Genomic DNA, 24,015 nt, shown 5'->3' with positions numbered 1-24,015 from the left:
CCCTACTCGGCCCATTCCACATCGGTGGTGAAGGCGATGGTCAGCCAGCGGTCGGGGCTCGCATCCCCGATCATCTCGCCGATCTGGTCGCGCAGGCGGTCCCAATGCTCCAGCGGGCGGGGGGCCTCGCCCTGCGGGACGATGAAGTAAAGCTCGATCTGGCGACCGCGACCAACGCGGGCCACATAGGCGCGATAGCCGCGAAAACCGTGCAGCGCGACGACCCGGGCCGCGACCTCATCGACATGTGCCTTCAACTCGGCGGGGGTGACCAGCAGGACATCGGCCAGCGCCTGCCGGATCGTCGGCACGGGGATCGGCAGCACGAACAGGCAGACGACCGCCAGCACCGCCGGATCGACATAGGGGGCCATCCATTGCAGAGAGGTCCCCTGAATTGCCCAGCCAAAGATGAACGCGATCAGCAGCGCCCCGGTCATTCCCGCCGAGATCAGCCAGGCCTTGGCGTCCATCTCGATGAAGTTCGAGTTGATGCGGCGATTCGCCCGACGGTCAAAGGCGGCCATTGCCAGCGCGGTCACCATGCTGACGGCGGCAAAGATGATAGCCTTGTCGAAGTTCAGCTCGCGCCCGCCGGTCATCAGGCTGTTGACCGCGCCCAGAAACGCGTAAAGCGCCGTGCCCATCAGGATGAAGCCGCTGAGCGCCAGCACGATGGGCTCAAGATGCCAGAACCCCATGGTGAAATGCCGCACCAGCCGTTCCTGTGTCCGCTCACCCAGGGATGAGGTGATCAGCTTCGACACCAGCAGCGCCACAACCGTCATGATCGCGTCGGTCAGCGAATAGACCCCGTCGAACATGATCGAGAACGAGCCGATCCAAAGCCCGATCCCGATGCCAAGCGCGGCAATCAGAAAAGTGGCGATGATCGAAATGCGCAGGACGCTTTGTTCGGTCTGCATGGATAACCTCTGGGCTGGGCGCAGGCCCCCGGGGCCGCGCATTTGCCGCGGCTTATGCCCGTAAAGTGCTGAAAAGGCCACGTCCTGCGGGTTACGACAAGTGTCGCGCCCGATGCGAGCGGCACTTGTCCCGCCAACGGCTGCGTATATATCGCGCCTGACCCCAATAGGAGAGCCCATGGAACGTCTGATCGAACGCAGCCTTTTCGCAAGTCGCTGGATGATGGCGCCGATGTATGTCGGCCTGGCCGGAGCGCTGGTCATCCTTCTTTGGGTGTTTCTCAACGAATTGCTGCGCTTCGGCCTGAGCATGCCGACGATGACCGTGGATGATGCCGTTCTGGGGCTGCTGGCGCTGATCGACCTCAGCCTTGCGGCGAACCTGCTGCTGATCGTGATCTTTTCGGGCTATGAGAATTTCGTCAGCCGCATGGACCTGACCGAGCACAAGGACCGCCCCGAATGGCAGGGCGAGGTCGATTTTTCAGGGCTGAAGCTGAAGCTGGTGGCCTCGATTGTCGCGATCTCGGGGATTCATTTGCTGAAGGTCTTCATGGATGTCGGCAAATACCCGGCCGAGAAGATCCGCTGGATGGTCATCATCCATCTGGTCTTCGTGATCTCGGGCGTGCTGCTGGCGCTGATGGACTGGATCTCGAACCACGGGAAGTCGATGAAGAAGGGCAAATACGCCCGCGACTGATGCGCAGGCGTTGGGGCGTCAAAGCCCCTGCGCCTCCAAGAGCCCCTCCAGCACCGAGGCGATGCGTTCCGCCCACAGATCCTGCCCGGCTTCATCGCGGATGAGGTCGTTCCGGACCTCGATCAGCACGTTCGGGCGGCCATGGGCCAGCGCGTGCTTGTCGATCGAATCGCCCTCCAGATGGCCCGAGTAGGGCTCATTGTCGCCGGTGATCCAGCCCTGATCGCGGCAGACCTGCACCAGCGGCGGGCCCAGCCGCTCATCCCGGTGGGAATAAAGAATGCCCACCAGCCAAGGCCGTGGCGGGCGGCCGCGCAGTTGCGGGGTGAAGCTGTGAACCGCGCAGATCGCCCGGTCGGGGCGTGCGGCGGCAAGCTCGGCATAGGCCCGATGATAGGGGCGATAAAGCCGCTCCAGCCGCTCTTCCCGGCCAGCCGCGTCCAGCGCCTTGTTCGCGGGAATGACCGTGCCGTCGTAAATGCGCATCAGCAGCGTCGGGTCATCCTCGCCCCGGTTCGGGTCGATCACGAGGCGCGAGAAATTCGACAGGATCGCCGGGGCGTCCATGCGCTCGGCGAGTTTCCGCGTCAGCGCCGCCGCACCCACGTCATAGGCGATATGGCGGGCCATATCGGCGGGCGCGATGCCCAGATCGCCGCCCCCGATCCAGTCGGGAACGTGATTGGTGGCGTGGTCGCAGGTGATCAGCCAGCGCGAGGGGCGACCCCCTCCGATCGTATCATAAGGCTCTTGCGTCATTTCATTGTCGCTGTTTCTGCTGCAGGTTACGCAATCGAAGCGGCAAGCGCCAGTTGCTGCCGGAACCGCAATGCGCCATAGAGATGGCGACGGTAGCGCAAACATGGATGGAGAATACGGGATGAGACGGCATCGCAGAGTCAAGATCGTGGCAACGCTTGGACCGTCCTCCAGTGACTACAAGATGATCCGCGCACTGTTCGAGGCAGGCGCGGACGTGTTCCGCCTGAACATGAGCCATGGCTCGCATGCCGAACATCGCGCGCGTCACGATATCATCCGCAAGATCGAGACCGAGACCGGCCGCCCGATTGCCATTCTGGCCGATCTTCAGGGCCCGAAGCTGCGCGTCGGCACGTTCGAGAACGGGCCGCATGACCTGCGCGAAGGCCAGACCTTCCGCTTTGACCTTGACCCGGCTCCGGGCGACGCGACCCGCGTGCAGCTGCCCCACCCCGAGATTTTTGCCGCCCTTGAACCGGGGGCCGAACTGCTGGTCAATGACGGCAAGATCCGTCTGGCGGTTGACAGCTGCGGCCCCGATTTCGCCATCTGCCGGGTGACCGCCGGGGGCGCGATTTCGAACCGCAAGGGCGTGAACGTGCCCGACGTGGTGCTGCCGCTGGCCGCGCTTTCCGACAAGGACCGCGAGGATCTGGAGTTTGCCTGCGAATTGGGCGTCGACTGGCTGGCGCTTTCGTTCGTGCAGCGCCCCGAGGATGTGACCGAAGCGCGCGAACTGGCGCGTGGCCGGGCGGCCGTTCTGTCGAAGATCGAAAAGCCCGCCGCTGTGCGTAGCTTCGCCGAAATCCTGAAGGTCTCGGACGGGATCATGGTGGCGCGTGGCGATCTGGGCGTCGAGCTGCCCGTGCATTCGGTGCCGCCGATCCAGAAGCGGCTGGTCCGCGCCTGCCGCGCCGCCGCCAAGCCTGTGATCGTCGCCACGCAGATGCTGGAATCGATGATCGAAAGCCCGATGCCGACCCGTGCCGAGGTCTCGGACGTGGCGACCGCCATCTATGAGGGCGCTGATGCCGTCATGCTGTCGGCTGAAAGCGCCGCGGGCCAGTATCCGATCGAGGCCGTCTCGACCATGGACAACGTCGCCCGCTCGGTCGAGTCGGACCCGACCTATCGCGAAGTGATCGAGGCCGCCCGCGTCGCCAAACGCCAGACCGTCGCCGATGGCATCGTCGCCGCCGCGCGCGAGATTTCCGAAACGACCGATATCGCCGCGATCTGCGCCTTCACCCAGTCGGGCACCACCGGCAGCCTGGCCGCGCGCGAACGCCCGCGCGTGCCGATCATCGCGCTGTCCTCGGAGACGCGGACGCTGCGCAGGCTCTGCCTGACCTGGGGCACGCATTGCGTCCTCACGCCCGAGCTGGTGCGCTTCAAGCAGGCCGTGGTCAACGCCGCCAAGGCCGCGCGCGACTTTGGCTTCGCCGATGAGACGAACCAGATCGTCGTGATGGCCGGTCTGCCCTTCAACGTGCCCGGCACAACCAACATCCTTCGTATTGCTCCTTGCGACGAGCGCTTGATTTATCGCACAGATCCTGAATAAGGGCCGCGAAGAACAAGCCTACCCACAAGGGGACATTATGACTGATATTCTTATCATCGCCGGTACGGTGCTGTGTGCGCTGTCCGTGTTGCTTGCCATTATTGCCGTGGCTCAGACGCGCGCACCGCGCGGTGCTGCTCTGGCGCTGGTGCTGGGCATCGCCGCCCTGTTCGGTGGCGCCTATACCTCTGACGCGCCTTTCAACGTCGACAGCGTCACCGGTGCATGGAAGCGCCTGACTGCCGGTCAGGTCTCGCTGAGCACCGATCCGGTCACCGCACCCGAGCCGGCTGCGGACGCACCTGCGGCTGATGTTCCGGCTGCTGACGCCCCGGCTACGCCTTCGGCTGACGCTCCTGCCGCAGAAGCCCCGGCAGCCGAGGCCCCCGCAGCAGAAGCCCCTGCGGCTGACGCTCCGGCGACCGAAGCACCTGCTGCTGAAGCGCCCGCAGCAGAGGCTCCGGCAACGGACGCCCCTGCCTCGACCGAAGCGCCTGCCACCAGCAACTGATCTGGTCGAAATCGCTTGCCAATTCCGGCGTGCCCGCCTATAGGGCACGCTTCCACCCGCGCGTCCGGCCAATTGGCATTGCCGAGTCGTGCGTTCACTCTGACCGCAAGGAGAGTAAAATGCCGAAGATGAAGACCAAAGCGGCCGCCAAAAAGCGGTTCTCTTTCACGGCCTCGGGCAAAGTCAAAGCTGGCCCGGCTGGCAAGCGCCACGGCATGATCAAGCGCTCGACGAAATTCATCCGCGACGTCACCGGGACCATGGTCCTGTGCGATGCGGACGCGAAAATCGTCAAGAAATACATGCCTTACAACCGCTAAGGAGAACCAGACATGGCACGAGTCAAATCGGGTAAAGTCACCCACGCCCGCCACAAGAAGGTTCTTGACGCGGCAAAAGGCTATTACGGCAACCGTTCGCGCAACTTCCGCACCGCGACCCAGGCCGTCGACAAGGCGAACCAATACGCGACCCGCGACCGCAAGAACCGCAAGCGCAACTTCCGCGCGCTGTGGATCCAGCGGATCAACGCGGCTGTCCGCGCGATCGACGCCGAGTTCACCTATTCGCGCTTCATCGCGGCTCTGGCGAAAGCCGGGATCGAGGTGGACCGCAAGGTTCTGGCCGATCTGGCCGTTCATGAGCCCGACGCCTTCGCGGCGATCGTCGCTCAGGCCAAAGCTGCCGCCTGATTTCCGGCAGATCTGACCATTCGGAAACCCGCGTTTCGGCGCGGGTTTTTTCATGCCCAACGGCCATCGGCGCCGCTGTCGGTTCATTTCCGCCCGCACCCTTGCTATCACCATGCCGCGCGACCGTTTCATTCGCGCGGCAGGAGGCCCCATGTTCGTCATTTATCACAACCCGAAATGCTCGACCTCGCGCAAGGTGTTGGACCAGATCCGCGAGGCCGGTCACGCCCCGGTCGTCATCGACTATCTGAAGGACGGCTGGACGCGCGGCCAGTTGCTGGGTCTGTTCGCGGCGGCCGATGTGACGCCGACGCAGGCGATGCGCGTCAAGAACACCCCAGCCGAGGAGCTGGGCCTGATCGGCGCCGATGACGACACGATCATCCGGGCAATGACCGAGCATCCGATCCTGGTAGAACGTCCCATCGTCGCCGCGCCCAAGGGCGTGCGCCTCTGCCGCCCTGTCGAGCGGCTGCAGGAACTGCTCTAAGGCTTTTCCCCGAGGGTTCTGCGTGCTAATCGGCACGGGCAATTCAGGAAAGCCGCCATGTCCGACATCGAAGCCCTCCGTTCCGCCTATTTGACCCGCATTGCGGATGCCGCCGACGCCCCCGCGCTGGAGGAGGTCCGCCTTGCCGCCCTTGGCAAGAAGGGCGAGATCAGCGGCAAGATGAAGGAACTGGGCAAGATGAGCCCGGAAGAGCGGCAGACCACCGGCGCTGCCCTGAACCGTGTCCGCGACGAAATCGACGCGGCCCTCCGCGCGCGGCGCGAGGGGCTGGAGAATGCGGCGCTTGACGCCCGCCTTGCCGCCGAATGGCTGGACGTGACGCTGCCGGGTCGCCCGCGCCGTCAGGGCTCGATTCATCCGGTGTCGCAGGTCATGGAAGAGGTCACCGAGATCTTCGCCGATATGGGATTCGCCGTCGCTGAAGGCCCGCAGGTCGAGTCTGACTGGTTCAACTTCGATGCCCTGAACATCCCGCCCGAGCACCCCGCCCGGCAGGAGCACGACACTTTCTTCATGGCTCGCGCTGAAGGCGACGACCGCCCGCCGCATGTGCTGCGCACCCATACCTCGCCGGTGCAGGTCCGGGCGATGCTGGATCAGGGCGCACCCGTCCGCGTGATCGCGCCGGGCCGCGTCTATCGCATGGACATGGACCAGACCCATACTCCGATGTTCCATCAGGTCGAGGGTATGGCGATCGGCAAAGACATCTCGATGGCGAACCTGAAATGGACGCTGGAGGAATTCTGCCGCGCCTTTTTCGAGGTCGACAACGTCGAACTCCGCTTCCGCGCCTCGCATTTCCCCTTCACCGAGCCCTCGGCCGAGGTGGATATCCGCTGCTCATGGGAAGGCGGCAAGCTGACCATCGGTGAGGGCGAAAGCTGGCTGGAGATCCTTGGTTCCGGCATGATGCATCCGAAGGTCCTGCGCGCGGGCGGGATCGACCCCGACCAATGGCAGGGCTTCGCCTTCGGCATGGGCATCGACCGGATTGCCATGCTGAAATACGGCATCCCCGACCTGCGCGCCTTCTTTGAAAGCGACCTGCGCTGGCTGCGCCATTATGGGTTTGCTGCGGGCGATGTGCCCAGCGTCAGCGGTGGGCTGTCGCGGTAAGAGACTCGCTAAATGCCTGTCGGCATCCAGAACAACAACGGAAAACAGTGCGGCATAGAATGGTCGCGCGTTGCGTCATGACAGAAATCTTCGCCGCACTGTTTAACCTGCAATCGTCTTAGAATGTTTCCATAGTTAATTCTGCATCGCACGTTTCGCGGTCAGCGGTACCGACCCAAACGTCGTAAACGCCCTCTGATGGACGGGTTAGCGATATCTTTGGATCCAAGTTGCCATTATCATCATCATCATAGTACCAGTTTTCTCCTCCGGTATTGATCACCAGGATAGCATCGCAATCACTCTCTACACGAAACTCAAGGCTGTAGCCCTTGAGAGAGTGCACGCCTATAGTAAAGTCAGGGCGTTCTGTGACATACCCCTCGCCTCGGTCGGATTTGAAAGGTATTGAGCAGTAACTCAAGGGAAGCTTGCCGCCACCTGCCGTCACCGCAAATGTTTTGGGCTCGTAGAGTTCACGGCCAGAAAACGTGCCCTCGGCCCCCGACATGCTGTAGTTTGGGCAATCAGAAGCGAATACTTCTGAGCCGGCTAAGAGGGAGATAAAAGCAATCGCAATAGTACGCATAATTACACCCCTTACTAAAAATAGAGAATAAATGGAATAATAACATCGAAAGTTTTTGGGGATGTGATTCGACTGAAAGAATGTTCCTGTCGAATTGGGCAGATTCGGATTGGAAAATTTGTCTCGTGGTGAACTTCGCGATCAGGATTGAAAGGTAGAGATCCTATCTGATGCATTCAGGCAGCCGCGTAAAAATGCAAAATGAACAGCTGTGCGCAAACGCGCCTGTCAGTGCAAGCCGACAGAGTCTCAGAAGATCAATGAATGAACACGCTGATACGGGGGGCGGGGCGAGGCACCTTCGTTGCCCCCTGCATCCCTGCGCGCCGCACCAGCCCCGGCAGCAGAAACAGGTCCAGCACCAGCCATAGCCCCAGCACCATCAACGGGATCAGTCCGATCAGAAAAGGCGCCGTCAGCAGGCCGCCGACCAGCAGCGCCAGCATGCTCAGGCCGGACGCGCGATGGCCAAGGTGGAACCTGTGACAGCCGAAGGCTCCGGCCAGAAGCAGCAGGGCATAGGCCAGCGGCAGCGAGGGGCCGGGAACCGGGGGCCTATCCAGACGGGAAACCAGCATGCCAACCTCGGCCAAGGGGAATCATCCCTTGAATGTGCGGCAGGCTTGTCCGGATGGCAGGCGAATTGCCTGCGCAATTTGATTAAAATTGCTTCTTGTTCAACGCGCTGCGGTCGGATCGGCCCAGCCGCGACAGCAGCGGGTTCAGGATCGACAGCAGCAGCAGCACGACCACCAGGAAGGTCGCGAACAGCATCGTCGCCGCGAAATAGCTGCCCAGAATGAAGCTGAGCATCGTCATCCCGATCCAGACCACGCACATCTTCAGAGCGACGCTTTTCGATTGCGACGAGGCGCGCCAGATCAGGGCGGCCAGAACCGCCAAGGTGATGGACACTATCCAACCGTAATCAATGAATAGATCTGACTGTTGCATGGGGCCATTATGCCCGATTTTTCCTGACATTGGGCAGGTTTTTGGGCCACCTGTCCGATGTGGCATGAGGCTGCCGAAACGCGTGCGCGCCGCGTCGGAATTTCGCGCATGGCGGAAGCTTGCCGGGGGCAGGCTGCCCGGCAGGGGGCGCCTCAACGGGCAGGTCAGGGAAAACCTGCAACTCGGCATGTGCAAACTCCCGGTCGCGCCTACCAATCCGCCGCGCCATGCGCTAGGACAGCGCGGATATTCACGGAGCCGCGTCATGAAATTCACCCTCTCCTGGCTCAAAGAGCATCTCGATACCACTGCCACCCTCGATGAGATCACCGAGGCGCTGACCGACCTTGGCCTTGAGGTCGAGGAGGTCACGGATAGCGCGGCGAAGCTGAAAACCTTCACCCTCGCGAAGGTCATCGACGCGCAGCAGCACCCGGACGCCGACCGTCTGCGGGTTTGCCGCGTGATGACGGATGAGGGCGAGAAGCAGATCGTCTGCGGCGCGCCGAATGCTCGCGCCGGGATCACCGTCGTTCTGGCGAAGCCCGGCGATTATGTGCCCGGCATCGACACGACGCTTGGCGTCGGAAAGATCCGGGGGATCGAAAGCCACGGCATGATGGCCTCCGAGCGTGAGCTGGAGCTGTCGGACGAACATAACGGCATCATCGAACTCCCCTCGGGCGAGGTTGGCGACAAGTTCGTTGACTGGCTGGCCGCGAACCGCCCCGAGGCGGTTGATCCGGTCGTGGAAATCAAGATCACCCCGAACCGTCCCGACGCGCTTGGCATTCACGGCATCGCCCGCGATCTGGCGGCGCGTGGGCTTGGCACGCTGAAGCCGGTGAAAGAGGTGACGGTTCCGGGCAAGTTCTCCTCGCCCATCGGGATCGTCATTGCCGAGGACGCGGCCAAAGGCGCGCCCTATTTCAGCGGTCGTCTGATCCGTGGCGTGAAGAACGGGCCGTCGCCGGAATGGCTGCAGAAGCGGCTGAAGGCGATTGGGCTGCGTCCGATCTCGACGCTGGTTGATATCACCAACTTCTTCACCTTCGACCTGAACCGCCCGCTGCACGTTTTCGACGCGGATAAGGTCGCGGGTAACCTGACCGTGCGCATGGCCAAAGCGGGGGAGGAAATCCTCGCGCTCGACGGCAAGACCTATCAACTGCCGGAAACGGCGATGGTGATTGCCGATGACAATGGCCCGGAAAGCATTGCGGGCATCATGGGTGGTGAACTTTCGGGCTGCACCGAGGAGACGGTCAACGTCTTCCTTGAAAGTGCCTATTGGGATCCGATCACGATTGCCGCCGCTGGCCGCAAGATGAAGGTGTCGTCGGATGCGCGCTACCGCTTTGAACGCGGCGCGGACCCGGAATTCACCCTGCCGGGGCTGGAGCTTGCGACTGAGATGATCCTTGACCTCTGCGGTGGTGAGCCGTCCGAGGTCGTGACTGCCGGTGCCGTCCCTGACACCGCGCGTGCCTATCGTCTGGACACCGCCCGCACGGCGAGCCTTGTGGGGATGGAGATCGACGCCCAAACGCAGCGCGCCACGCTGGAGGCGCTCGGCTTCCGCATGGATGGCGACATGGCGCAGGTGCCGTCGTGGCGGCCTGATGTGCAGGGTGAGGCGGATCTGGTCGAAGAAATCGCCCGCATCGCAAGCCTGACGAAACTGCAGGGCCAGCCTTTGCCGCGTCCGCAAGCGGGTGTGCCGAAGCCGGTGCTGACCACGCAGCAGGTGCGCGAGAAAGCCGCGCGCCGCATGGCCGCGAGCCTTGGTTATAATGAGGCCGTGACCTACAGCTTCATCGACCAGAAAGCCGCCGAGGCTTTTGGCGGTGGCACCGATGCGACGCGGGTGGAAAACCCGATCTCGTCCGAAATGACCCATCTGCGCCCCGATCTGCTGCCGGGTCTGCTGGCCGCTGCGGCGCGCAATCAGGCGCGCGGCTTTGCCGATCTCGCGCTCTTCGAATGTGGCGTCGTCTTCTCGGGCGGTGAGCCGGGCGATCAGGCGGTGCAGATCACCGGCCTGCTGGTCGGCGCGACCTCGCCCCGCGATCCCTTCGGTTCGCGGCGTGCGGTCGATGTCTATGACGCGAAAGCCGATGCTGAGGCCGTGCTGGCGTCGGTTGGCGCGCCGCAGAAGGTGCAGGTCAACCGCAAGCTGGACGCTTGGTGGCATCCCGGTCGTTCGGGCGTGATGGCGCTTGGGCCGAACAAGCTCGCGACCTTCGGCGAGGTGCATCCGCGCATCCTGAAGCAGTTCGGCATCAAGGGCGCGGCGGTCGCGTTCACCGTGAACCTGCAGAACGTGCCCTTGCCCAAGGTCAAGACGCCGACGCGGGCGGCGCTGGATATCTCGGACCTGCAGGCGGTCGAGCGTGACTTCGCCTTCGTCGTTGACGAAAAGGTCGAGGCGCTGACGCTGGTCAATGCCGCAGCCGGGGCCGACAAGGCGCTGATCGAGCGTGTGACGGTCTTTGACCAGTTCACCGGCATGGAAGGCGGCAAGAAGTCCATCGCGATCACCGCGCGGCTTCAGCCGAAAGACAAGACCCTGACGGATGCGGAAATCGAGGCGGTCGCCGCCAAGATCGTTGAAAAGGTGACGAAAGCCACCGGCGGCACGCTGCGCAGCTAAACGCTCTGGCCTCAGGGCTCCGATACCTTGATGCCCCGCAAGCGATTGCGGGGCGTTTTTATGGCGAAGCGGAATGGACTGGTGGGGTGGAGGCATTCCATACTGTCAAGCGGTTGATATCTTGGAGTGAAAATGGGCAGTGACAAACTGTTCGGTTTCTGGATCGACATCCGGGACGAAGACAAGGCGCGCTATGCTGTCCGCATGGCGGGGCTGCCTCTTTTGGTTCTGGGCGCAAATGCGGCGGTGCTGGGACTGGATCTGGCGGTGAAGGCGCCGGAAATGCCAATGGCGGTCCCGGTCTTTGCAGTCATCGCGGTCGTGCTGGTGTTCGTCGCCTTTCGGATGCGCGCCGGACGAGCGGCTTGGGTCCCGCTGGCCTTGCTGGCTATCCTGAGCTTTCTTGCCGTCGAACTGTTCAGCAGCCTTCACCTGCTGCGCATGCTCGAACCGTCGCAGAGCTTCGATATGATCCTGCTGGCGAAATGGGTGGTTCCGCTCTTTTGTCTGGCCCTCGCATTCAGCGGGTTTCGCGGCTGGCTGTGGCTGAGGCGGAATGGCCTGCCGCAAGGCTGATAGGGGAAGGGGCCCGCGTCACCGGACCCCTCGCCAGGGCGTTACGCGCCGACCAGAATCCCGCGCTGGACGGCGGGGCGGGCCAGGAAGCGCTCCAGATAGGCCTGCACATTCGGCAGCGCGTCCATGCCGGTTTCCCTCTCGGCCTCATAGTTCACGCGGATCGTGCGCAGCCACGGGCCGACAGCCATATCGGCAATCGAGTAATCGCCGGTGATCCAGTCGCGGCCCTCAAGCTGCTTTTCCAGCACGCGCATCAGGCGATTGGCCTCATTGAAATAGCGGGTGCGGGGACGGGGATCCTCGATCTCCTTGCCCTTGTAGCGGTGGAAGAAGCCGACCTGACCGAACATCGGCCCGACGCCGCCCATCTGCCACATGAGCCACTGGATCGTGTGATAGCGCGCCGCGCCCGAGGCCGGCAGGAACTTGCCGGTCTTGTCGCCCAGATAGATCAGCATCGCGCCGGTTTCCCACAGCCCCATCGGCTGCCCGTCCGGCCCGTTCGGGTCGATCATCGCCGGGATCTTGTTGTTGGGGTTCAGTGACAGATATTCGGGCGTGAACTGGTCTTCGGGGTCGCCGATGCTGATGCGATGGGCCTCATATTCAAGGCCGCATTCCTCCAGCATGATCGAGGTCTTGATGCCGTTCGGGGTGTTCAGCGTGTAAAGCTGGATCACCTCGGGGCGGGTGGCGGGCCAGCGCCGAGTGATCGGAAAATCTGCAAGTGACGTCATGTCTGGATTCCCATTGGATATTTGCGGAATTGGGGAACTGTGCTAACCGAAGCGGAGTCTAATATCCGCGCGAAACAGGACAAGAGGTAGGCAAATGATTAAAGAGTTCAAGGAATTCATCGCCCGGGGCAACGTCATCGACCTTGCCGTGGGTATCATCATCGGTGCAGCATTCACCGCGATCGTCAGCTCGCTGGTGTCCGACATCATCAACCCGATCATCGGTCTGATCACCGGCGGTACGGACTTCAGCAGCCACTACTTCGTGCTGAAGGGCGAAGTGCCCCCGAACGCCAGCCTCGAAGTCGCACGTCAGTCCGGCGCGTCGATCTTTGCCTGGGGGTCGTTCATCTCGGCCATCATCAACTTCCTGATCATCGCCTGGGTGGTCTTCATGCTGGTGAAGGGCGTGAACAAGATCCAGACCGCGACTGCTCGCAAGAAGGTCGAGGAAGAAGCAGCGGCTCCGGCTGGCCCGAGCCAGGAAGAGCTGCTGATGCAGATCCGCGACGAGCTGCGCGCCAACCGCGCCTGATCGCTTCAGCATCGCAGAAAGAAGGCGCGACCCCCGGGGGCCGCGCCTTTTGCGTTTCAGCGCAGCCCTGCCAGCAGCGCGTCCGGCGTGACCGAGGCCAGCCCCAGAGCCTCGCCCACCGGGGGCGAGGTCAGCGTGCCGCCATGCGTCGCAAGCCCGGCCCGCAGGTTCGGATCGTCGGTGACCGCCTGCCGCCAGCCCTTGTCGGCCAGCGCCAGCACGAAGGGCAGGGTGGCATTGCCCAAAGCGCGGGTCGAGGTGCGCGCCACCGCGCCCGGCATGTTGCCGACGCAGTAATGCAGGATGCCGTCGACCTCATAGATCGGGTCGTGGTGGGTGGTCGGGCGCGAGGTCTCGAAACAGCCACCCTGGTCGATGGCGACGTCGACAAGCGCCGAGCCGGGCTTCATCGTCGAAAGCTGGGCACGGCTGACCAGCTTGGGTGCCGCCGCGCCGGGGACCAGCACAGCGCCAATGACCAGATCGGCCTGCGTCAGCCGCTGCGCCAGCGCGGCCTTGGTCGCGAACTGGGTGGTCAGGCGGCCCATGAACAGGTCATCCAGATAGGAAAGCCGGGTCAGCGAGCGGTCCAGCACCGTGACCGTGGCTCCCATGCCCACCGCGACCCGCGCGGCGGCCGCGCCGACGACGCCACCGCCGATGATCAGCACCTCGCCCGGGCTGACGCCCGGGACGCCGCCCAGCAGCACGCCCGCGCCGCCATTGGCCTTCTGCAGCGTCCACGAGCCGACCTGCGGGGCCAGGCGCCCCGCAACCTCGGACATCGGCGCCAGCAGAGGCAGCGCGCCCCGGCTGTCGGTCACCGTCTCATAGGCGATCGAGGTGGTTCCGGCCTTCAGCAGGCCCTGCGTCAGCTCGGGCGCGGGGGCCAGATGCAGATAGGCGAACAGGATCTGGTCCTGACGCAGCAGCGCCAGCTCATCCGGCTGCGGCTCTTTGACCTTCACGATCAGCTCGGCCTCGCCATAGACCGCAGCGGCGTCGGGCAGGATCTGCGCCCCGGCGGCAACATAGTCGGCATCCGGAAAGCCGGAGCCGTCGCCCGCCCCGGTCTGGATCACCACCTGATGACCGTGCAGCACCAGCTCCAGCACGGCATCGGGGGTCAGCCCGACGCGAAATTCCTGCGGTTTGATTTCCTTGGGGCAACCGACTTTCATCATATTCTCCTGCAAAATTTGGGCACAAGATGATCGCAGAGTTCGGGAATGGAAAGATCTTGCTTAACAACCTCACATCAAGGCATTAGATCGGGAGGAATTTTCAAGAACTGCAAAATTGACGCAAGGATCTGCAGATGATCGAACTTGATGCAATAGATCGCCGCATTCTGGCCGTACTTCAGAAGGATGGACGGATCACCAATGCCGATCTGGCGCAGAAAGTCAGCCTGTCGGCCAGCGCCTGCCACCGCCGCGTTCAGCGGCTGGAAGAAACCGGAATGATTCGCGGCTATGTCGCCCTGCTGGACGCCCGCAAGATCGAGAGGCCGACCACCGTCTTTGTCGAGATCACGCTTTCGGGGCAGGCGGACGAACTGCTTGAGGCGTTCGAGCGCGCGGTCCGCACCATTCCGGACGTGCTGGAATGCCACCTGATGGCGGGCTCGGCCGACTATCTGCTGAAGGTGGTGGCGCAGGACACGGATGATTTTGCCCGCATCCACCGCCAGCGACTGGCCAAGCTGCCGGGGGTGGCGCAGATGCATTCGTCCTTCTCGCTGAGGACTGTCGCCTTCACCACAGCGCTGCCGGTGTGATGCCATGCTCCGGTTGATGGTGCTTCTGCTGGCCCTGACCCTTCCCCTCGCTGCAGGGGCGCAGACGCATCGCGTCGCGGTCATGCCGATCAAGTTTCTGGACACCTCGCATGAGCCCGAGGATCAGCGCGCGCAACATGAAGCGCGGCTTTCGCTGATGCACTCGGTTCTGAAGGACGAGGTGGCGGTGGGCGAGGTGGTCGAGATCCAGCCGCAAGAGGTCAGCGCCGCCTGCCCGGATGAGACGCCCGAATGCCTGCTGAAGCTGGCCGCAGCGCAGGGAAGCGATCACGCCATCTTTGTCTCGGTGCTGAAGACCAGCACGCTGATCATGCAGATCTATGTGCAGGTGATGGATGTGCGCGAATCCCGGCTGGTCCTGCGGCGTGACCTGAGCTTTCGCGGCGACAATGACGAATCCTGGCGCCGGGCCGCGCGCTTTCTGGCGGATGTCCTGACGACCTCGCTGGCGCCCCAGCCGGAATAAAAAAACCCCCGGCACTGCCGGAGGCTTTGTCCAAAGGCTGCCATCCGGCATCCGGACGACTTAAAGCGCGCCTTCGCGTTGCGCTTTTTTGCGCGCCAGCTTGCGGGCGCGGCGCACGGCCTCGGCTTTTTCACGAGCTTTCTTGACCGACGGTTTCTCGAAATGCTGCTTGAGCTTCATTTCACGAAAAACCCCCTCGCGCTGAAGTTTTTTCTTCAGGGCGCGAAGTGCCTGTTCGACGTTGTTGTCGCGAACACTTACCTGCATGTGGTTGTCACCACCTTCCTAGGTTAGAGTTAAGCTGAATTGCAGGACGCGGCCTTCTAGCAAGGCGATTTGCATTTGTCCAGAAATTCCGGCACCTGCCGACATGAAGGAGGAGCAGAGCCATGGAAACAGAACGCGACCGCCTGATCGATGCCGCGCTGAACCACGCCACGTTCGAAGGGATGAGCCAGACGGCCATCGCCGAAGGGGCGCGCGACATCGGCATCAGCCCGGCCATGGCGCGGGTCCACCTGCCCGGAGGCGGGGCCGATCTGGCCGCCGCCTACCACCGCCGCAAGGATGCCGAGTTGCGCGAATGGCTGAAGGCCACGCCGCCGCAGGGCCGTTTTCGCGAAAAGGTGACGCAGGCGGTGATGCACCGGCTGCTGCTCTCGGACCGGCAGATGGCGCGCGCGGGCGCGGTGGTGCTGGCCCTGCCGCAGAACGCGGCGCTGGGCACGCGCCTTGTCTGGGACACGGTCGATGCGATCTGGAACGGGCTGGGCGACACCTCAAGCGACGTCAACTGGTACTCGAAACGCGCGACACTGGCGGCGGTCTATGGCGCGACGGTGCTTTACTGGCTGGGCGACGATTCGCCCGATCTGGCCGATACCCGCGCCTTCCTCGATCGCCGCATCGAGGGCGTCATGCGGTTCGAGACGCTCAAGGGCAGGCTGCGCGCCATCCCGGGCGTCGCGCCGCTGACCGATATTGCCACCGGCTGGATCCGCAAGCCCCAGCCCAGACCGGCCCCCGGCCGGACCGAGACAGCCACGAACGGAGACCAGGCATGATCCCAGACACCATGCGCGCAGTCGAAATCACTGCCCCCGGCAGCGCCGATGTCCTGAAAGTCGCCACGCGCGCCGTTCCGGTCGCAGGCCATGGCCAGATCCTGATTCGCACCGCTTGGGCGGGGGTCAACCGGCCGGACGTCCTGCAGCGCGCCGGATCCTACGCGCCGCCTGCCGGAGCATCCGACCTGCCGGGTCTGGAATGCTCGGGCACGGTCGCAGCCGTGGGGCCGGGTGTCACGCGCTGGAAACAGGGGGACGAGGTCTGTGCGCTCTTGCCCGGCGGCGGCTACGCAGAATATGTGATCTGCCCCGCCGAGCATGCCCTGCCGATCCCGGCGGGCCTCGACCTGCGTCAGGCAGCCGCGCTGCCCGAGACCGCCTATACCGTCTGGTCCAACGTCGTCATGCGCGGCGGGTTGAAGGCGGGTGAGCGGTTTTTGGTCCATGGCGGCTCCTCGGGCATCGGCACGATGGCCATCCAGATCGCGCATGCTCTGGGGGCCAAGGTCTGGGCGACCGCCGGCTCGGACGAAAAATGCGCGGCCTGCGCCGATCTGGGGGCGATCCCGATCAACTACCGCGAGACCGATTTCGTGGAAGTGCTCAAGAAAGCCGGGGGCGCCAACCTGATTCTCGATATGGTGGGAGGCGATTACATCGCGCGCAACATCCGAACCCTGACCGAGGAAGGCCGTCTGGTGATGATCGCTTTCCTTGCCGGTCCCAAGGCCGAGATCAACTTCGCCCAGATCATGACGCGCCGTCTGGTGGTGACAGGCTCGACCCTGAGGCCTCAATCCGACCTCGCCAAAGCCGGGATCGCGCAGGAGTTGATGACGCATCTATGGCCGCTGGTCGAAAAAGGCCGAGTGCGGCCGCTGATCGACAGCGAATTCGATCTGGCGAATGCGGCCGATGCGCATCGTCACATGGAAGGCGGCGATCATATCGGCAAGATCCTGTTGCGCGTCGCACCCTAGTCGGCGCGCGAAGCGCAGATGTCGCGGCCGGTGCCTCCGGCGGGGATATTTAAGCATGAAAGAAACAAGCGCACACCCCGACTGAGCGAACCCGGAACGGGGTGTGGCTTCTTCCATGACGGCCATCGGCGTCCCCGCCTGTTCCGTACTGCCATCAATGCCGCAGAAAGATTGCGATTCTCTTAATGCGCTTCTTTCATGTTTAAATATCCCCGCCGGAGGCACCGGCAGTGCCGTCAGCGAGGCGCTGGAACCAGGAAGTTGCCGCTGCAATCGCGGCGCACGTCAGGCTCACACCGGCGCGGCTCCAGATCTCGGGTCAAGCAAATGCGCACCTCTTGCAGGGCGCGGTCACGGCAGGTGACGGTGATGCCGTCGCGATGAAGCGCCGGGTTCAATTCGATGAAGGCATCCTCGATCACGCGGGCGGCCAGCGTGACGTCGCGGGGAAGCTCCTCCAGCACTTCCGGCATGGCGATGCTGTCGAAGGCCCGGCGCGTCGTGTCGAAATAGGCGCGGGCGCTGAGGCCCGAGCAGCGGCCATGCTTGCGCCATTGGTACCAAGCGAGGCCACTTGAGCCCATGATATCGCTGATTTCGCGTGTGTCGCGCCGCTCTGGTCCGGGCAGGTGCGTCGGGCAATCAGAAGGGAAGCCCCGCATGTTCTGGGGCCAGAGGCCATGCACGACGAAGGCCTTTTTGCGCCCGGGGCGGCATTGGTCGTCACCCGGGTCACCTTCGGACCGGCACCAGCTGGGCGACCAGCTGAGCGAGAGGACGTAATAGTCGAAGCGACCTGCGACACCCTGTGCGGAGGCGGGCCATGCGGCGGCCAGCGCCAGCAGAAGGGAAAGGGCAAATCTCATGCCGGTCAGACTAGATGTCACTGTTACTTCCTGCCACGAGATTCACACTTTATTTCGACCTCTTTTGCCCTTATATAATCCGCCAATCCCCCTGAAAATGGAATGGCAACCGCCTCCCGCCGTTTTCCCGGCCGGGAAAGATATTGTTAAGGAGTACGTCATGAACAAGCCACTGATGGCCAAGGCCACTGCTGTCTGGCTGGTCGACAACACGACTCTGAGCTTCAAGCAGATCGCTGATTTCTGCGGCATGCATGAACTGGAAGTGCAGGGGATCGCGGATGGCGATGTCGCGGTGGGGGTCAAGGGCTTTGACCCGGTCGCCTCGAACCAGCTTGACCCGGCAGAGATCGAGAAGGGTCAGAAGGACCCGGTCTACAAGCTGAAGCTGAAGCACAACCCCGCCGCCGAAGGCGAAGAGAAACGTCGCGGGCCGCGCTATACGCCGCTGTCGAAGCGTCAGGACCGTCCGGCCGCCATCCTGTGGCTGGTCAAGTTCCACCCGGAATTGGCGGATGCGCAGATCTCGAAGCTGGTGGGGACGACGAAGCCGACCATCGCCTCGATCCGCGACCGGACGCATTGGAACATCCAGAACATCCAGCCGATCGACCCGGTTGCACTGGGCCTCTGCCGCCAGTCGGAACTAGACGCGGCCGTGCAGAAGGCCGCCAAGCGCAAGGCCTCGGAAGGCGGCGTGATGACGGATGATGAGCGTCGCAAGCTGGTCTCGACCGAGACGTCGCTCGCGATGAGCGGAGATGAGCCGCGCATGCCGTCGAACATTGCCGGGCTTGAGAACTTCACGCTGGGCGGCAATGACGACAAGGCGGATGCGCCCGAGCCCGATCTGGATGCCGACAGCTTCTTCAACCTCCCCGATGCGGATGATGAGGATGAAGACGAGGATGATCGCCGCTGATCCTTTGATCCGGCAGATGAACAGGCCCGCCATTGGCGGGCCTTTTTTGTTGGATCAGCCAGTTTTGACCAGTTTTCTGCCTGTCAAGAGATCGTGAAGAACTTTTCTGCCGCTGTGGCGTTGTTGTCGTATCGTCAGATTTTCCCTCTTGGCGTGTTCTGACTTGGGCGGCGTCTCTCTCGCCGCCCATTTTTTCTGCCGCGTTCAGCCCGGGCGACGGGCGTCGGACCAGCAGGGCTGCAGATCGCCGGGGCGCGGCGTGGCCGCAAAGACGCCGCGTGCGATGGCACGGGCCAGCACGCTGGCGGCCGCATGGCCAAGCGCAAAGGGCGTCAGGTCAGGGTCGGGCAGGGGCTTCGCGCCGGTCGAGACGGCAAAGACCAGATCGCCGTCGAAGGGCGTGTGGCTGGGGACGATGGCGCGCGCCATGCCGTCCTGAGCAGCCGTCGCCAGCCGCGCCAGCGCCGCCTTGTCGAGCGCGGCATCCGTCGCGACGATGGCGATGGTCGTGGCCTCGCCCAATCGCTTGCCAAGGGCGGGCTCGGCCCCGCCCGGCAAGTTGCCGCCCTGGCCGAGGCCGCCGAATTCGCCCTCAAGCTCCCATGGCGCGGCCCAGAAATGCGCTGATGGGCCATGCGTGACCGAGCCGAGCGCGTTCACCGCGACCAGCGCGCCAATGGTGATCCCGCAGTCGAGCACCGCCGAGGCCGAACCAAGCCCGCCCTTCAGGTCATGCGTGGCGGCCCCTGTGCCCGCACCCGCTGTCCCCAGCAGGAAATCCGGGGCGGCTGCTTCCAGCGCCGCGCGGCCAAGCGCGGGATAGGGGCTCTGGTCCCAATCCTTGTCGCCACCGTTCAACAGATCGAAGATGATCGCGCCGGGCACGATGGGCACGCGGATCGGCCCGACCTGAAACCCGCGTCCCACTGCCCTCAGGCCCGCAGCCACGCCGTCGCAGGCCGCCAGCCCGAAGGCCGAGCCGCCCGACAGCACCAGCGCATCCACCCCCTGCACCAGCTTGTCGGGGGCCAGCAGATCGGTCTCTCGCGTGCCGGGCGCGCCGCCCATCACATTGTAGGCGCAGGCAAAAGCCCGGTCCGAGGTCAGCACGCTGACGCCCGAGCGCAGGCGGTCGTCCTGCGCGTTCCCGACCCGCAGCCCGGCGACATCTGTGATAAGGTTCAGTGGTCCGGGTTTCATCCTGCCCATCCTGCGGCGAAAATTTCATCGCAGTTTCGCAGAACGGCCCGCAGGATCAACCACATGTGGGAAACCCGAGGGCCGCTTGCGCGTTGCACCCGACCGGCTGGCTACCTACCTAGATACCCGAACGGATCGAAAGGATGCGAAATGACGGCTCCGATGCACAGGATTTTTGACCGGCCCCTGGATGCGCCGGTTCCCGCAGGCTTTGATCAGGCCATTTTCGGCATGGGGTGCTATTGGGGGGTCGAGCGGCTGTTCTGGCAGCTGGAAGGCGTCTGGCTGACCGAGGTGGGCTTTGCGGGCGGCCATGTCGACAACCCGACCTATAAGCAGGTCTGTACTACCGACACCGGTCATGCCGAGGTGGTGCGGCTGATCTATGACAGCTCGCGCATCAGCTATGAGCGGCTGCTGCAGATCTTCTGGGAAAGCCACAACCCCTCGCAGGGGAACCGTCAGGGCAATGACGTGGGTTCGCAGTACCGCTCGCTGATCATGTATTTCAACGATCACCAGAAGGCGGCGGCGATCGCCTCGAAGGCGGATTACAACAACCGGCTGGCCGTGGACGGCTTTCCGGCGATCACCACCGAGGTCCTGCCGGCCTCGACCTTCTGGCCTGCGGAAGAGGATCACCAGCAATATCTGGACCGTTATCCTGACGGCTATTGCGGCTTGCGCGGAACCGGGGTCAAAGCGTCTCTGGTAGAACCACATGAGCCGATCTGATGCCCACCTGGACCGCACTTACCAATGTCGTCGGCCGTGATGCCGCCGAAGCCCTTGCCGAACTTGGCGAAGACCTGATCCCGGAACCCGTCGGCAGCGGCGTGTTCGAGATCGAGGACGGATCGAACCGCTGGGAAGTCGGCTTGTATTTCACCGAAGCGCCGGACGAGATCGCGCTGGCGCTGATGGCCGCCGCCTGGGGGGCGCAGCCCTTCGTCATCTCGGAACTGCCCGAGGTCGACTGGGTCGCCCATGTGCGCCGCGAGCTGTCCCCGGTCGAGGCGGGGCGCTTCTTCGTCTATGGCAGCCATGATGCCGACAAGATCCCCGAAGATTCCGAGGGGCTGCTGATCGAGGCTGCGATGGCCTTCGGCACCGGCCATCACGCGACGACCAAGGGTTGCCTTCTGGCGCTGGACCGGCTGATCGCGCAGGGCTTCACGCCCGAACGCATCGTCGATGTCGGCTGCGGCACGGCGGTTCTGGCGATGGCGGCGGCGCGGGTCTTTCCGCAGATCGTTCTGGCGGGCGACATCGACCCGGTGGCGGTTGATACCGCCAAGGCAAACGTCATGGCCAATGGTCTGGACGGGCGCGTCGAATGCGTCGAGGCGGTGGGCTTTGACCATCCGCTGATCGAGGGCGCCGCGCCCTTCGATCTGGTGTTTGCAAACATCCTGAAACAGCCACTGATCGATCTGGCCCCGGACATGGCGCGCTATGTCGCGCATGGCGGCAAGGCGATCCTGTCGGGCATTCTGGTCCAGCAGGCCGATGAGGTCACCCGCGCCTATGCCGATCACGGGCTGGCGCTGGAGCGGCGCGATGATTTCGGCGACTGGTCGACGCTGGTGGTGGCGCGGGCTTAAGGGCGCGCGTCATCTTTTCAGCATCGGCAAAAGAAAAAGGCCCGGACGAGGATCGTCTGGGCCAAATTCGCATCAGTAGTTCCGCTTTATCAGGCGGCGCGAGCGATCCGGTCGATGTCGCCGCGGCTGAGACCGATGTCATCCAGCTCACGATCCGACAGACGGTTGAGCGCATTTTTCGTAACGCGCATATCATTCCAAGCAGTCATCGCTGCCCAGATCTTCGAGCCAAAACCGATAGAGCGCGTCCCGCTATGGACGCGGTTCGTGTCAATCGCTGACATTTCTTCACCTGTCTATAAAATGCCCATTCCGTGGGCGTCCGATCGATGAGCATGATATAGGCCGGGCAGTTTGCAAAAGCAATGAACCGGGCCGCAAGCCCGTTATGCTGGCGCTGCATAAGTGCCCGGTTTCACTAAACTTTTACGGCCCTGCGACCAAATGCTGCATCGCGGCATCAAGGTGGAAATATCCTTTCGGTTCCGGGTCGGATTCCGCAACCGAATTTCACGCGACGCGGCGGAACGGGATATTACCAGTCGCCCAGCTGTGCCTGCCACAGGGCAAGGGCTGCGACGGCGGCGGTGTCCGCCCGCAGGATTCGCGGCCCCAGACCCACACGGGTGACGAAATCGTGTGCGGAAAGGCGCTTCCGCTCTGATTCGGACCAGCCGCCTTCGGGACCGATCAGAATCGCCCAAGGCCCGCGCGCCAGCCCGGCCAGCGTCTGCGCCGGACCCGCCAGCGCCTCATCCGCCCATAGAATTCGGCGCTGGCCGTCCCAGCCGTCCAGCAGGCGAGAGAGCGGCTGCAGATCGCCCACCTCGGGCACGAAGGTGCCGCCGCATTGCTCGGCCGCCTCGACGGCATGGGCCTGCAGGCGGTCCTGACGGATGCGCTCGGAATTCGTGTGATCGGTCTGCACGGGCAGGATGCGGGAGGCCCCCATCTCGGCCGCCTTTTCGACGATGAAGTCAGTGCGGGCCTTCTTGATCGGCGCGAAGATCAGCCACAGGTCGGGCGGGTTCATCTGCGGCGCGGTCTGCGCTTGCGCCAGCAGGCTGCCGCCGCGCTTGCCCACTTGCTCGATCCGCGCCAGCCACTCGCCGTCGCGACCGTTGAAGACGGCGATTTCGTCGCCAGGGGACTGGCGCATGACGCCGGACAGGTAATGCGCCTGATCGGGCCCCAGCGGGACGGCTTGTCCCTGGGCCAGCGGGTGATCTATGAAAAGTCTGATTTTTGCCATGACAAGGCGCAGAATAATGCAGACCCACCAAGCTAGGCCAGAGGCCATCAACCGCACGGTCGCCGATGCGCCGCCCGACAACTGGGTGGACCTCTATGCGCCCGAGGCGTGGAGGCCGTGGCTGCGCCTGTCCCGCGCCGACCGCCCGATCGGGACCTGGCTGCTGCTGCTGCCCTGCTGGTGGGGGATCGGGCTGGCGATGATCGCTGACCACGCCCGCTGGTTCGACCTGTGGATCGCGCTGGCCTGCACGCTGGGGGCTCTCCTCATGCGCGGCGCGGGCTGCACCTGGAACGACATCACCGACCGCCACATCGACGGCAGCGTCGCGCGCACGCGCCTCAGGCCCATCCCCTCGGGGCAGGTGACGGTCAGGGGCGCGGTGATCTGGATGGCCGCGCAATCGCTGGCGGGGCTGGTGATCCTCTTGACGCTGGGCAAGGCCGCCATCGTGCTGGGGGTGCTGTCGCTCAGCATCGTGGCCATCTATCCCTTCGCCAAGCGCTTCACCTGGTGGCCTCAGGTCTTTCTGGGGCTCGCCTTCAACTGGGGCATGCTGCTGGCCTGGGCCGCGCATATTGGCAATCTGGCCCCGGCACCGCTGCTGGCCTATGTGGCGGGGATCTGCTGGACGGTCTTCTATGACACGATCTATGCCCATCAGGATGCCGAGGATGACGCGCTGATCGGCGTCAAATCGACGGCCCGGCTTTTTGCTGAAAATTCTCCGAAATATCTGCTGGGGTTCGCGGTCCTGACGGTGCTGCTGCTGCTGGCATCGGTCGCGGCGGCAGGTCCGCAGGGGTTTGCGGCGCTTTTGGCCTATGCAGGCGTGCTGGCCTTTGCGGCCCATCTGGCCTGGCAGTTGATGAATTTTGACCAGCATGACGGCGCGAAATGCCTGCGTCTTTTCCGGTCGAACCGCGATGCGGGACTGATCGTGGCGCTGACCTGGGCTGTTGCCGGGATCGTGTAATTGCAGATTGGGCCGATTGGCGCTAAATCCGGCAGGTCGGAAACAG

30 protein-coding genes are annotated in these 24,015 nt (G+C 63.7%); 18 read left to right on the top strand and 12 right to left on the bottom strand.

The features are described 5' to 3' along the window. Nucleotides 1-2: 2 nt before the first annotated feature. On the bottom strand, nucleotides 3-926 hold the full coding sequence (locus IQ24_RS10075; protein ID WP_145397822.1) for a cation diffusion facilitator family transporter: 924 nt from the start codon (nucleotides 924-926) through the stop codon (nucleotides 3-5). A gap of 178 nt (nucleotides 927-1,104) precedes the next feature. On the opposite strand from IQ24_RS10075, the gene IQ24_RS10070 reads away from it, so the two are divergent. Next, nucleotides 1,105-1,629: a TIGR00645 family protein gene (locus IQ24_RS10070; RefSeq protein WP_145397821.1), complete on the top strand. Its 525-nt coding sequence runs from the start codon at nucleotides 1,105-1,107 to the stop codon at nucleotides 1,627-1,629. A gap of 18 nt (nucleotides 1,630-1,647) precedes the next feature. Here IQ24_RS10070 and IQ24_RS10065 read toward each other — a convergent pair whose 3' ends face one another. Continuing rightward, nucleotides 1,648-2,388, bottom strand: coding sequence for an N-formylglutamate amidohydrolase (locus IQ24_RS10065; RefSeq protein ID WP_145397820.1), 741 nt, complete (start codon nucleotides 2,386-2,388; stop codon nucleotides 1,648-1,650). Nucleotides 2,389-2,509: 121 nt separating this feature from the next. On the opposite strand from IQ24_RS10065, the gene pyk reads away from it, so the two are divergent. The 6 genes from pyk to pheS all read left to right on the top strand — a co-directional run bounded on the left by pyk (nucleotide 2,510) and on the right by pheS (nucleotide 6,788). Then, nucleotides 2,510-3,955, top strand: coding sequence for a pyruvate kinase (gene pyk, locus IQ24_RS10060; RefSeq protein ID WP_145397819.1), 1,446 nt, complete (start codon nucleotides 2,510-2,512; stop codon nucleotides 3,953-3,955). 37 nt (nucleotides 3,956-3,992) lie between these two features. Next, nucleotides 3,993-4,466, top strand: a complete 474-nt coding sequence (locus IQ24_RS20235) for a hypothetical protein (protein WP_199756537.1) — start codon at nucleotides 3,993-3,995, stop codon at nucleotides 4,464-4,466. A gap of 119 nt (nucleotides 4,467-4,585) precedes the next feature. After that, on the top strand, nucleotides 4,586-4,786 hold the full coding sequence (gene rpmI / locus IQ24_RS10050) for a 50S ribosomal protein L35 (protein ID WP_145397818.1): 201 nt from the start codon (nucleotides 4,586-4,588) through the stop codon (nucleotides 4,784-4,786). Nucleotides 4,787-4,798: 12 nt separating this feature from the next. Then, on the top strand, nucleotides 4,799-5,158 hold the full coding sequence (gene rplT / locus IQ24_RS10045; RefSeq protein ID WP_145397817.1) for a 50S ribosomal protein L20: 360 nt from the start codon (nucleotides 4,799-4,801) through the stop codon (nucleotides 5,156-5,158). Between the two features lie 151 nt (nucleotides 5,159-5,309). Continuing rightward, nucleotides 5,310-5,648, top strand: a complete 339-nt coding sequence (locus IQ24_RS10040) for an arsenate reductase family protein (protein ID WP_145397816.1) — start codon at nucleotides 5,310-5,312, stop codon at nucleotides 5,646-5,648. 57 nt (nucleotides 5,649-5,705) lie between these two features. After that, a complete protein-coding gene (gene pheS / locus IQ24_RS10035) occupies nucleotides 5,706-6,788 on the top strand; it encodes a phenylalanine--tRNA ligase subunit alpha (protein WP_145397815.1) in 1,083 nt (360 codons plus the stop codon). Between the two features lie 118 nt (nucleotides 6,789-6,906). On the opposite strand, the gene IQ24_RS10030 is transcribed toward pheS, so the two are convergent. The 3 genes from IQ24_RS10030 to IQ24_RS10020 all read right to left on the bottom strand — a co-directional run bounded on the left by IQ24_RS10030 (nucleotide 6,907) and on the right by IQ24_RS10020 (nucleotide 8,292). Then, a complete protein-coding gene (locus IQ24_RS10030) occupies nucleotides 6,907-7,377 on the bottom strand; it encodes a hypothetical protein (RefSeq protein WP_242008061.1) in 471 nt (156 codons plus the stop codon). A 257-nt stretch (nucleotides 7,378-7,634) separates the two neighbouring features. Beyond that, complete coding sequence (locus IQ24_RS10025) at nucleotides 7,635-7,970, bottom strand: NINE protein (RefSeq protein ID WP_145397813.1); 336 nt, start codon at nucleotides 7,968-7,970, stop codon at nucleotides 7,635-7,637. Nucleotides 7,971-8,037: 67 nt separating this feature from the next. Next, nucleotides 8,038-8,292, bottom strand: a complete 255-nt coding sequence (locus IQ24_RS10020) for a hypothetical protein (protein WP_145397812.1) — start codon at nucleotides 8,290-8,292, stop codon at nucleotides 8,038-8,040. 304 nt (nucleotides 8,293-8,596) lie between these two features. On the opposite strand from IQ24_RS10020, the gene pheT reads away from it, so the two are divergent. Both pheT and IQ24_RS10010 read left to right on the top strand, forming a co-directional pair. Then, on the top strand, nucleotides 8,597-10,984 hold the full coding sequence (gene pheT / locus IQ24_RS10015; protein WP_145397811.1) for a phenylalanine--tRNA ligase subunit beta: 2,388 nt from the start codon (nucleotides 8,597-8,599) through the stop codon (nucleotides 10,982-10,984). Between the two features lie 132 nt (nucleotides 10,985-11,116). Further along, on the top strand, nucleotides 11,117-11,560 hold the full coding sequence (locus tag IQ24_RS10010) for a hypothetical protein (protein ID WP_145397810.1): 444 nt from the start codon (nucleotides 11,117-11,119) through the stop codon (nucleotides 11,558-11,560). A gap of 41 nt (nucleotides 11,561-11,601) precedes the next feature. Here the strand turns inward: IQ24_RS10010 and IQ24_RS10005 are convergent, their stop codons facing one another. After that, entirely contained in the window at nucleotides 11,602-12,300 is a 699-nt protein-coding gene (locus IQ24_RS10005; protein WP_145397809.1) for a glutathione S-transferase C-terminal domain-containing protein, read from the bottom strand. Nucleotides 12,301-12,394: 94 nt separating this feature from the next. On the opposite strand from IQ24_RS10005, the gene mscL reads away from it, so the two are divergent. Continuing rightward, a complete protein-coding gene (mscL, locus tag IQ24_RS10000; protein ID WP_145397808.1) occupies nucleotides 12,395-12,835 on the top strand; it encodes a large conductance mechanosensitive channel protein MscL in 441 nt (146 codons plus the stop codon). A gap of 56 nt (nucleotides 12,836-12,891) precedes the next feature. Here the strand turns inward: mscL and ald are convergent, their stop codons facing one another. Next, a complete protein-coding gene (gene ald / locus IQ24_RS09995) occupies nucleotides 12,892-14,016 on the bottom strand; it encodes an alanine dehydrogenase (protein WP_145397807.1) in 1,125 nt (374 codons plus the stop codon). A gap of 140 nt (nucleotides 14,017-14,156) precedes the next feature. On the opposite strand from ald, the gene IQ24_RS09990 reads away from it, so the two are divergent. Both IQ24_RS09990 and IQ24_RS09985 read left to right on the top strand, forming a co-directional pair. Beyond that, complete coding sequence (locus tag IQ24_RS09990; RefSeq protein ID WP_199756540.1) at nucleotides 14,157-14,615, top strand: Lrp/AsnC family transcriptional regulator; 459 nt, start codon at nucleotides 14,157-14,159, stop codon at nucleotides 14,613-14,615. Between the two features lie 4 nt (nucleotides 14,616-14,619). Then, nucleotides 14,620-15,102: a DUF2380 domain-containing protein gene (locus IQ24_RS09985; RefSeq protein WP_145397805.1), complete on the top strand. Its 483-nt coding sequence runs from the start codon at nucleotides 14,620-14,622 to the stop codon at nucleotides 15,100-15,102. A gap of 60 nt (nucleotides 15,103-15,162) precedes the next feature. On the opposite strand, the gene rpsU is transcribed toward IQ24_RS09985, so the two are convergent. Continuing rightward, nucleotides 15,163-15,369 carry a 30S ribosomal protein S21 gene (rpsU, locus tag IQ24_RS09980; RefSeq protein WP_011748553.1) on the bottom strand — a complete coding sequence of 69 codons (207 nt, stop codon included), beginning with the start codon at nucleotides 15,367-15,369 and terminating at the stop codon, nucleotides 15,163-15,165. A 122-nt stretch (nucleotides 15,370-15,491) separates the two neighbouring features. Between rpsU and IQ24_RS09975 the strand changes: the two genes are divergently transcribed. After that, nucleotides 15,492-16,166, top strand: coding sequence for a COQ9 family protein (locus tag IQ24_RS09975; protein ID WP_145397804.1), 675 nt, complete (start codon nucleotides 15,492-15,494; stop codon nucleotides 16,164-16,166). Beyond that, nucleotides 16,163-17,149: an NAD(P)H-quinone oxidoreductase gene (locus IQ24_RS09970; protein ID WP_145397803.1), complete on the top strand. Its 987-nt coding sequence runs from the start codon at nucleotides 16,163-16,165 to the stop codon at nucleotides 17,147-17,149. Before IQ24_RS09975 ends, IQ24_RS09970 begins: the two co-directional genes overlap by 4 nt. A gap of 236 nt (nucleotides 17,150-17,385) precedes the next feature. Here the strand turns inward: IQ24_RS09970 and IQ24_RS09965 are convergent, their stop codons facing one another. Continuing rightward, a complete protein-coding gene (locus IQ24_RS09965) occupies nucleotides 17,386-18,036 on the bottom strand; it encodes a ribonuclease T2 family protein (RefSeq protein ID WP_338419468.1) in 651 nt (216 codons plus the stop codon). Nucleotides 18,037-18,175: 139 nt separating this feature from the next. Between IQ24_RS09965 and IQ24_RS09960 the strand changes: the two genes are divergently transcribed. Then, a complete protein-coding gene (locus tag IQ24_RS09960) occupies nucleotides 18,176-18,937 on the top strand; it encodes a DUF1013 domain-containing protein (RefSeq protein WP_145397802.1) in 762 nt (253 codons plus the stop codon). A gap of 204 nt (nucleotides 18,938-19,141) precedes the next feature. Here the strand turns inward: IQ24_RS09960 and IQ24_RS09955 are convergent, their stop codons facing one another. Beyond that, nucleotides 19,142-20,137, bottom strand: coding sequence for a P1 family peptidase (locus IQ24_RS09955; protein ID WP_145397801.1), 996 nt, complete (start codon nucleotides 20,135-20,137; stop codon nucleotides 19,142-19,144). A gap of 150 nt (nucleotides 20,138-20,287) precedes the next feature. On the opposite strand from IQ24_RS09955, the gene msrA reads away from it, so the two are divergent. Next, entirely contained in the window at nucleotides 20,288-20,872 is a 585-nt protein-coding gene (gene msrA, locus IQ24_RS09950; RefSeq protein WP_145397800.1) for a peptide-methionine (S)-S-oxide reductase MsrA, read from the top strand. Then, nucleotides 20,872-21,741 carry a 50S ribosomal protein L11 methyltransferase gene (locus IQ24_RS09945; protein WP_145397799.1) on the top strand — a complete coding sequence of 290 codons (870 nt, stop codon included), beginning with the start codon at nucleotides 20,872-20,874 and terminating at the stop codon, nucleotides 21,739-21,741. Before msrA ends, IQ24_RS09945 begins: the two co-directional genes overlap by 1 nt. Nucleotides 21,742-21,830: 89 nt before the next feature. Here the strand turns inward: IQ24_RS09945 and IQ24_RS09940 are convergent, their stop codons facing one another. Together IQ24_RS09940 and IQ24_RS09935 are read right to left on the bottom strand one after the other, a co-directional pair. Beyond that, complete coding sequence (locus IQ24_RS09940) at nucleotides 21,831-22,025, bottom strand: DUF1127 domain-containing protein (protein WP_145397798.1); 195 nt, start codon at nucleotides 22,023-22,025, stop codon at nucleotides 21,831-21,833. A 251-nt stretch (nucleotides 22,026-22,276) separates the two neighbouring features. Continuing rightward, nucleotides 22,277-22,993, bottom strand: coding sequence for a 16S rRNA (uracil(1498)-N(3))-methyltransferase (locus IQ24_RS09935; RefSeq protein ID WP_145397797.1), 717 nt, complete (start codon nucleotides 22,991-22,993; stop codon nucleotides 22,277-22,279). A gap of 16 nt (nucleotides 22,994-23,009) precedes the next feature. Here IQ24_RS09935 and ubiA point away from each other — a divergent pair, with 16 nt between their 5' ends. Then, on the top strand, nucleotides 23,010-23,969 hold the full coding sequence (ubiA, locus tag IQ24_RS09930; RefSeq protein WP_145397796.1) for a 4-hydroxybenzoate octaprenyltransferase: 960 nt from the start codon (nucleotides 23,010-23,012) through the stop codon (nucleotides 23,967-23,969). Nucleotides 23,970-24,015 lie beyond the last annotated feature (46 nt).

Origin of the sequence: Paracoccus sulfuroxidans (genome assembly GCF_007830335.1) — a bacterium.
In the GTDB taxonomy this organism is placed as follows: domain Bacteria; phylum Pseudomonadota; class Alphaproteobacteria; order Rhodobacterales; family Rhodobacteraceae; genus Paracoccus; species Paracoccus sulfuroxidans.
Note: the sequence above shows the minus strand (reverse complement) of the source record. Positions and strands in the feature narration are given on the sequence as shown.

Coding starts and splice junctions, on each gene's coding strand:
- IQ24_RS10030 (WP_242008061.1), bottom strand. CDS start 7,377: ATGCGTACTATTGCGATTGCTTTTATCTCCCTCTTAGCCGGCTCAGAA.
- IQ24_RS10070 (WP_145397821.1), top strand. CDS start 1,105: ATGGAACGTCTGATCGAACGCAGCCTTTTCGCAAGTCGCTGGATGATG.
- IQ24_RS09940 (WP_145397798.1), bottom strand. CDS start 22,025: ATGTCAGCGATTGACACGAACCGCGTCCATAGCGGGACGCGCTCTATC.
- pheS (WP_145397815.1), top strand. CDS start 5,706: ATGTCCGACATCGAAGCCCTCCGTTCCGCCTATTTGACCCGCATTGCG.
- IQ24_RS09970 (WP_145397803.1), top strand. CDS start 16,163: ATGATCCCAGACACCATGCGCGCAGTCGAAATCACTGCCCCCGGCAGC.
- IQ24_RS10075 (WP_145397822.1), bottom strand. CDS start 926: ATGCAGACCGAACAAAGCGTCCTGCGCATTTCGATCATCGCCACTTTT.
- IQ24_RS09935 (WP_145397797.1), bottom strand. CDS start 22,993: ATGGCAAAAATCAGACTTTTCATAGATCACCCGCTGGCCCAGGGACAA.
- IQ24_RS09960 (WP_145397802.1), top strand. CDS start 18,176: ATGAACAAGCCACTGATGGCCAAGGCCACTGCTGTCTGGCTGGTCGAC.
- pyk (WP_145397819.1), top strand. CDS start 2,510: ATGAGACGGCATCGCAGAGTCAAGATCGTGGCAACGCTTGGACCGTCC.
- msrA (WP_145397800.1), top strand. CDS start 20,288: ATGACGGCTCCGATGCACAGGATTTTTGACCGGCCCCTGGATGCGCCG.
- pheT (WP_145397811.1), top strand. CDS start 8,597: ATGAAATTCACCCTCTCCTGGCTCAAAGAGCATCTCGATACCACTGCC.
- mscL (WP_145397808.1), top strand. CDS start 12,395: ATGATTAAAGAGTTCAAGGAATTCATCGCCCGGGGCAACGTCATCGAC.
- rplT (WP_145397817.1), top strand. CDS start 4,799: ATGGCACGAGTCAAATCGGGTAAAGTCACCCACGCCCGCCACAAGAAG.
- IQ24_RS10040 (WP_145397816.1), top strand. CDS start 5,310: ATGTTCGTCATTTATCACAACCCGAAATGCTCGACCTCGCGCAAGGTG.
- IQ24_RS09985 (WP_145397805.1), top strand. CDS start 14,620: ATGCTCCGGTTGATGGTGCTTCTGCTGGCCCTGACCCTTCCCCTCGCT.
- IQ24_RS10065 (WP_145397820.1), bottom strand. CDS start 2,388: ATGACGCAAGAGCCTTATGATACGATCGGAGGGGGTCGCCCCTCGCGC.
- rpsU (WP_011748553.1), bottom strand. CDS start 15,369: ATGCAGGTAAGTGTTCGCGACAACAACGTCGAACAGGCACTTCGCGCC.
- IQ24_RS09955 (WP_145397801.1), bottom strand. CDS start 20,137: ATGAAACCCGGACCACTGAACCTTATCACAGATGTCGCCGGGCTGCGG.
- IQ24_RS20235 (WP_199756537.1), top strand. CDS start 3,993: ATGACTGATATTCTTATCATCGCCGGTACGGTGCTGTGTGCGCTGTCC.
- IQ24_RS10010 (WP_145397810.1), top strand. CDS start 11,117: ATGGGCAGTGACAAACTGTTCGGTTTCTGGATCGACATCCGGGACGAA.
- ald (WP_145397807.1), bottom strand. CDS start 14,016: ATGAAAGTCGGTTGCCCCAAGGAAATCAAACCGCAGGAATTTCGCGTC.
- IQ24_RS10005 (WP_145397809.1), bottom strand. CDS start 12,300: ATGACGTCACTTGCAGATTTTCCGATCACTCGGCGCTGGCCCGCCACC.
- ubiA (WP_145397796.1), top strand. CDS start 23,010: ATGCAGACCCACCAAGCTAGGCCAGAGGCCATCAACCGCACGGTCGCC.
- IQ24_RS09945 (WP_145397799.1), top strand. CDS start 20,872: ATGCCCACCTGGACCGCACTTACCAATGTCGTCGGCCGTGATGCCGCC.
- IQ24_RS09975 (WP_145397804.1), top strand. CDS start 15,492: ATGGAAACAGAACGCGACCGCCTGATCGATGCCGCGCTGAACCACGCC.
- rpmI (WP_145397818.1), top strand. CDS start 4,586: ATGCCGAAGATGAAGACCAAAGCGGCCGCCAAAAAGCGGTTCTCTTTC.